5 protein-coding genes are annotated in these 4,807 nt (G+C 42.4%); 2 read left to right on the top strand and 3 right to left on the bottom strand.

Going from position 1 to position 4,807, the window contains the following annotated elements; genetic code table 11:
* From JF818_RS16340 to JF818_RS06010, 3 genes are all read right to left on the bottom strand, one after another.
* Positions 1 to 247: hypothetical protein (locus JF818_RS16340; RefSeq protein ID WP_233066463.1), on the bottom strand; the 247-nt coding region annotated here is incomplete at its 3' end.
* A gap of 360 nt (positions 248 to 607) precedes the next feature.
* Positions 608 to 1,141, bottom strand: a complete 534-nt coding sequence (locus tag JF818_RS06015) for a Fic family protein (RefSeq protein WP_198891093.1) — start codon at positions 1,139 to 1,141, stop codon at positions 608 to 610.
* A 550-nt stretch (positions 1,142 to 1,691) separates the two neighbouring features.
* Positions 1,692 to 2,534 carry a hypothetical protein gene (locus JF818_RS06010; protein WP_198891092.1) on the bottom strand — a complete coding sequence of 281 codons (843 nt, stop codon included), beginning with the start codon at positions 2,532 to 2,534 and terminating at the stop codon, positions 1,692 to 1,694.
* A gap of 310 nt (positions 2,535 to 2,844) precedes the next feature.
* On the opposite strand from JF818_RS06010, the gene JF818_RS06005 reads away from it, so the two are divergent.
* Together JF818_RS06005 and JF818_RS06000 are read left to right on the top strand one after the other, a co-directional pair.
* Positions 2,845 to 4,005, top strand: a complete 1,161-nt coding sequence (locus JF818_RS06005; protein ID WP_198891091.1) for an NEW3 domain-containing protein — start codon at positions 2,845 to 2,847, stop codon at positions 4,003 to 4,005.
* Positions 4,006 to 4,019: 14 nt separating this feature from the next.
* A partial coding sequence (locus tag JF818_RS06000) for an ABC transporter ATP-binding protein (protein ID WP_198891090.1) occupies positions 4,020 to 4,807 on the top strand: 788 nt, incomplete at its 3' end.

Raw genomic sequence — 4,807 nt, 5'->3', positions numbered from 1 at the left:
GAGTATCTGACGCCAAGTATTCCAACAAGTCCCCAACTGATGAAACAGTAGCTGTAATTGTATTTCCTGAGTCAGTATTTTCATTAGTTAAATCAGAATCTGTCCCACTCGACTCAGTTTCCTCATCGATTGAATCAGAGTTCGTAGTATCTACTTCATTCTCCAAAATTAGAGTATCTTCACAACCGGGTAATAGAATAATCATTAAGAAGAGAGCAACAGACATAATTCGACGAAAACCTACCATAACTATCCTCCATTTTTTTGAAGGGATATCTTGTGAGTAGGGCTTCGTAAGTAGAATAAATGACACCCCAAGTTTTGATTGTTACTTGAACTCGGCAACGCAGTGCTACCCTTTTAAAATAAGTCTAAATCTTAGAATTATATATCGTCAAGTTTTTTTGCTGAGCAAAAACAAACAAAAACAAAGTACACAGAGAATCTATCTAACCCAATGATCAAGTCACTGCTATTCACGACATAGAGGATGAGAAGTCCTATATATGATGAGTTTGAATGGGATTTAGAAGACTGCCACAGGGCATCTGCCAGCAATGATAGAATCGAAGGGGTATTGCATGTACTCCCAGGAATCACTCCACCCTTAAAGCAACTCCTCCAACTTCGCTCTTTCTTGCTTCTTATTTCCACCTAGAGATCTCTCTATTCTCTGCTTCCATGTCTTCTCGACAGCAGAAAGAAAAAATGTGTACAGGGGTTCAAGGTCTTCCTGTCTGTCATAGGAGCGTAATCCCACGAAGTACAGTGAACGATCCTCTTCGTAAACGATAAGTGGAGGATGATCATTACTCATGAGAAAGTAGTTAAGCAGTGTTCGGCCTACTCGTCCGTTCCCATCTGCAAAAGGATGGATATATTCAAAACGTGCATGAAAGTAGGTTGCAGCTTTGAGAAGTATTTCTGGTTGTATTGCTTTTCTTTCTGATAGATCTTGCATCTCTGTCAGCAGGAGAGCAATATCATGTGGCACATCCTCTGGTGATGAACCAACCTCAAGCAACCCTGTAACGTAATCATGTTTCTTGAACTCACCAGGACGTTCCTTGTTTTCAATATATCGTCTCTCATCATACGTCCCGGCAGTAAGAATTGCATGAATTTCCTTAACCAGAGCCATAGTAATAGGCTCTTTCCCACATATCTTCGGCAAAAGAAATTTATAACAGGTCTTTTGGTTCTGTTGCTCAAAAAGAGTGCGAGAGTCGCCAGTAAAGGAACTTACCTTGTTGTTATGAAAAATCTCATGCATATCTTTATAGGAGATTGCATCATTCTCAATCTTTGCAGAGTGATACGCGAACAAGATCTTAAAGTTTTCAAGGTGCTGATTCAGCGCTGCTGGGGTTTGTATTGAAAAGCTTTTCCAGAGAAGAACTGCTTTATGATAGATGCTTTCAGATTGCATATGATAAACTCCATGTACCCTACCCAGTATATCATATGCTGATAGCAACAAAGTTGGAAAAAGCAAATCAGTTGACTATGATTATTCTCATAGGTTCTAGACTTGGCCCAAGATTGGCAGCCTCTGGTAGTGTTGAATGCATTGAGGTTGAATAGGTTTAAGTAGAGAAAAGGCTATAGTTTACTCCAAGGAACCCTCATTGATGAGAGTTCCTTGTTGTTTATCAATCTTGACGTTCACGCTTACCAGTTATCTGTAATATTTACTCAGACGGTAGAGTCACCAATTCATATGATGGATTATATCCTGTCTTCACTATTCGTACCCAGTAATTCCCATTAATCAATGAAGATGCAAAATGTAAATTAAATTCTTCCCCACGTTCAGATGAGAATGTGAATGACAGCTTGTTTCCATCAGCATCAAATGCCGAGAAATCAGCAGCGACTAGGCCAGTAATCAAATTACTTTCATTTGCTTCCTGTGGATTATCTAAAACTTGGACCATAAATAGATCTGCCCCAGGCCCGTAAACATCAATATACCAATTAGTTCCATTCCATGATTGGAAGCTAATATCCTTAGAGGCCTTTACTAAAGAACCTGCTTCATCAGTTGAGACCTCAAAGGAATACGTTCCTGAGATGGCAGAAGAAGTTTTGCCTAGCACCGCCACCGTTATTGAATTTTCTGATTGATTCATCAAACCAAGGTCCACACTATTTCCAGTTGTATCTTTTATAGAAAAATAATACGTCGAATCCCCAAAAACAATGGTATTAGGCATGGTGACTGAAGTTATTGTATCTGAGAAAGTAATAGTAACTGTATCCTTGGTAGTAGTAACCTCTGTTATCTGAAGGCCAAGGGCATCAGCCTCATCGCAACTAATCAGACCAATCATTGCTGTCAAGGTAATCATAACTAATAAAATGATCCTTATTTTTCTCATAGAAACATCCTCCTCAAGAAATATGGACTTCATCCATATTTTAAAGGTATGGATTCCCACATATAAAGACGCAGAGAGCCCCGATATTACATATTTCTCAAAATGTTTATTATCACAACCAATCTTGAGGAGTAAGAATAGCCAATTGACCATACACGAAGGAAACAAACCGACTTACTGAATTACAACACTCCCATCCTTTATGAAAAATCTTCAAGAATTCTTTAACAGTTCTTGAAGATTTTTTGTTCTCTTTGAATACCATGTATCAATACAAATATACATTGAAAATTCTGGTAAGATTCTTTGAAGGTTTTGTTTAAGGAATGTGAAGAATTTTTTCTCTATGTGAAAATAATTTGAACCTGTAAAGATATTTGAAGATGAATCAAACTTGACGATTTCTGGTTATGTTTTTATTCCTCCCATTAGATCTTTCAAATAATGCGGAGGAATATGTATCATGAAACGGAACAATCGGATGTTTGGTTTGCTTCTTATCTTCATGGTTGTAGTCATGCCACTCTTTGCTGACTATGAAGGGCTTTCAATCTCTACCAACTACCCTTCCCTGAATGTCAGCTCATCTGACATGATCACCTTCGATCTGAAGGTAAAGAACTACAACCTTGCCCCACAGCGGGTCAATCTCTCATTGACTGGGTTACCCAAAGGATGGGAATACCAATTTGTCGGCGGAGGTGGTCTGGTAAATGCAGTCTTTGCTGAACCTGAGTCAACGTCCAATGTTCAGCTTTGGGTAATTCCTGAGGCTACAGGGAGAGAAGCCACCTATAACTTCTCTGTACATGCAGAAGGAGAAGAGGATGCATCCTTCACCCTGCCGCTCACCGTTACCATGGGAAGAGAACTCCCACAGAGGCTTGCACTCGATACTGAACTACCAGTTATCAAGGGAGATCCCTCTTCTGATTTCACATTCAACGTCACACTCAGGAACAACAGCGCAGCAGAGACACTCATTGACCTCTATGCCGATGTACCCCAAGGCTTTTATGCATCGTTCAAGGAGCAGTATGGATCGAAAACACTGAATACTCTTTCCTTGAATGCTGGGTCATCAAAAACCATCCAGGTAACGGTATCACCCTCCTCCGGTGTAGCTGAGGGTAGCTATCCCATCACGGTAACCGCGCGATCCTCTGGAGCAGAGGCTTCTGTACCGGTCACCCTTGAAGTGCAAGGACAGGCAAAACTCAGTCTTACAGGACAGGGAGGCCTGCTCAGTGCCAGCGCTGTTGCAGGGAAAGAGAAAGTCCTGGACCTGGAATTGGAAAATACCGGTAGTGCAGAAGCCAACCACGTTGAGCTCTCCTCCTACACTCCATCCAACTGGACAGTTTCCTATGATCCCTCTGTGGTGGAATCATTGCCAGCTGGAGAAAAAGTTACAGTGAAAGCTACAGTAAAACCGTCTGGTGAGGCACTTACCGGAGACTACAGTCTCACACTCAAGGCAAATAGCGAGAATGCAGGAAATATTTCAGAGAAATTCAGGATTACTGTTCGTACATCCTCTCTGTGGGGCATTGTATCAGTAGGCATTATCGCTGCTGCAGCAGTTCTGTTGGTATTTGCAGTGAAAAAGTTCGGACGTCGATAACAGGAGGTATTACAATGGGTAACGAAATCGTACTGAACGTTTCCCATCTGTCAAAACAGTACCGCAAGGGGGTTAAGGCAGTGGATGATATCTCCTTTTCCCTCAAGGAAGGAGAAATCTTTGGGTTGCTAGGGCCCAATGGCTCAGGAAAGACCACCACCATCCTTATGCTGCTGGGACTCCTGGAGAGTACGGAAGGAACTGTGGAAGTGTTAGGCCACGATCCATTCCGCAAACCGTTGGCGGTAAAAAAACAGGTGGGTTATATGCCTGACACCATAGGTTTCTATGAGTACATGACAGCCTATGAGAACCTCGATTATACAGCCAGATTCCTTGGTCTGAATGCAGAGGGAAGGGAAAAACGCATCAAGGAATCAATTGCCAAGATGCGGTTGACTGATCGCATGCACGACAAGGTCAAGACATACTCGCATGGTATGAAACGTAGACTGGGACTAGCAGAATTACTGGTTAAGGAACCGAGGATCGCCATCTTGGATGAGCCAACCCAAGGACTCGATCCCCAGTCCATCCGTGAATTCCTCTCCCTGATCGCTTCCCTTCGTGACAGCGAAGGGATGACCTTCCTCCTCTCCAGCCATCAGCTGGATGAGGTACAGTCTGTCTGTGACAGGGTCGGACTCTTCTCAGAAGGGAAGTTGATCAGCTTTGGTTCTGTGGATTCACTTGGAGAGGAACACTTTGGCAAGGAGGTTCTTATAGACTTGCAGGCAGAGGGCAAGGAAAACCTGGAACTCCTTCTCAAGAAGCACAAGGGAGTGATAGAGGTAAACAAGAC

Source organism: Sphaerochaeta sp. S2, from assembly GCF_016406725.1.
Classification (GTDB): domain Bacteria; phylum Spirochaetota; class Spirochaetia; order Sphaerochaetales; family Sphaerochaetaceae; genus Sphaerochaeta.
The sequence above is the reverse complement of the archived record's forward strand: the minus strand, read 5'-3'. Positions and strand labels throughout refer to the sequence as shown.